The sequence below is a fragment of the Actinoplanes sp. NPDC004185 genome (assembly GCF_053603475.1).
In genome coordinates, this window is sequence record NZ_JBSGFR010000136.1 from 1 (window position 1) to 1,139 (window position 1,139).

Consider the following 1,139-nt stretch of genomic DNA (forward strand, 5'->3'; position numbering starts at 1 on the left):
ATCCGATTCCGCTGAATGGTCGCCCCTGGTACAACGGTACCTCATAGTCAGACAACATTCCAGTCAGATCAACCTGATCGAATCCATCATCTGGGCTCGCGCAAATTGGACGGTAGCTCCCCACTTCGACACCATCCACCAGTTCTATCGCGCGCACCCTTTGATCTTGCCCAATTTCAAAGGCAATTCCAGAAAACCTCTTTCCGGAAAGAAAATATCGCCCATCTTTCCGCTCCATCAACTCGATATTTACCCGGTTCAACTCTATTGCCTCCCGGTAATGACATTAACCTTGGGTGGAATGATCCCACTACAATTCTGACATGCCGTGAACGCGCCTCCTTGAGTTCCGGCCGCACTGCTCCGCCCCAGCTTTATGGTCGCAATACTGATATCGGCCAGGTTCAGCGTGGCCGGATTCGGCACTGCGTTGTAGATGTAGTTCAATGACTGAACCTCCGCGTGCAAGCCAGGTATCCCTGCCATGGTCGGAAACGAGTCGTGACTCGCAATATAGCCCTCGATCTGCCGAACTGTCTGGCCATTAAGCTTCTGACCGGACCTGCCATACTCGCCAGCAATCGCATCCATAAATTTACCCTGATCGACAATCACAAACGTATCGCCATCTGCAGACATCTTGACTCCCGGAAACGTCGGCACCTTTGCAAGAATGTTGCTGAACGGGGGAGTTTGAATGCCAAGCGCGGCAGCCCCCCCTACCGAGACTGCAGGATTTTTGCTTCCCTCCGCGATGAGCAACCGAGCCTCGCCTAGCGCTCGCGCCTCGACACTGACAGCAGATCCCATTGCGGCTGGCGACGACACACCCGTCAGGACTGAGGCCCCCGTCCCTACAGGCATACCATTCAGACCGGCATAGACCTCCGCCGCGAGTATAGTCAGTTCGTTTGCACAAAGGACGGCATTTGCTACACATCCAGCGGCGATTCCCGGACCGAACAGCACACCACCCAGCACACCACCGAGCGCACCTCCGACATAAGGGGCGGCGGCATTCATCATCGCCGACGCTTGATCGGCATTAGCGCCCTGCGCCTGCATCAACGTTTGCAGTAACTTGGGGTCGCATGGCTTGGTACCGCCGCCGCACGCTATATCGAGTGCCTTACGCAGCG

Annotated in this window: 2 protein-coding genes; both read right to left on the bottom strand. The window is 55.8% G+C overall.

Annotated features, from left to right (window positions below):
• Positions 1-238, bottom strand: a 238-nt coding sequence (locus ACWEOZ_RS44390) for a hypothetical protein (RefSeq protein WP_451916681.1), incomplete at its 3' end; no start/stop codon positions are given.
• A gap of 26 nt (positions 239-264) precedes the next feature.
• Positions 265-1,139: YwqJ-related putative deaminase (locus ACWEOZ_RS44395; protein WP_451916682.1), on the bottom strand; the 875-nt coding region annotated here is incomplete at its 5' end.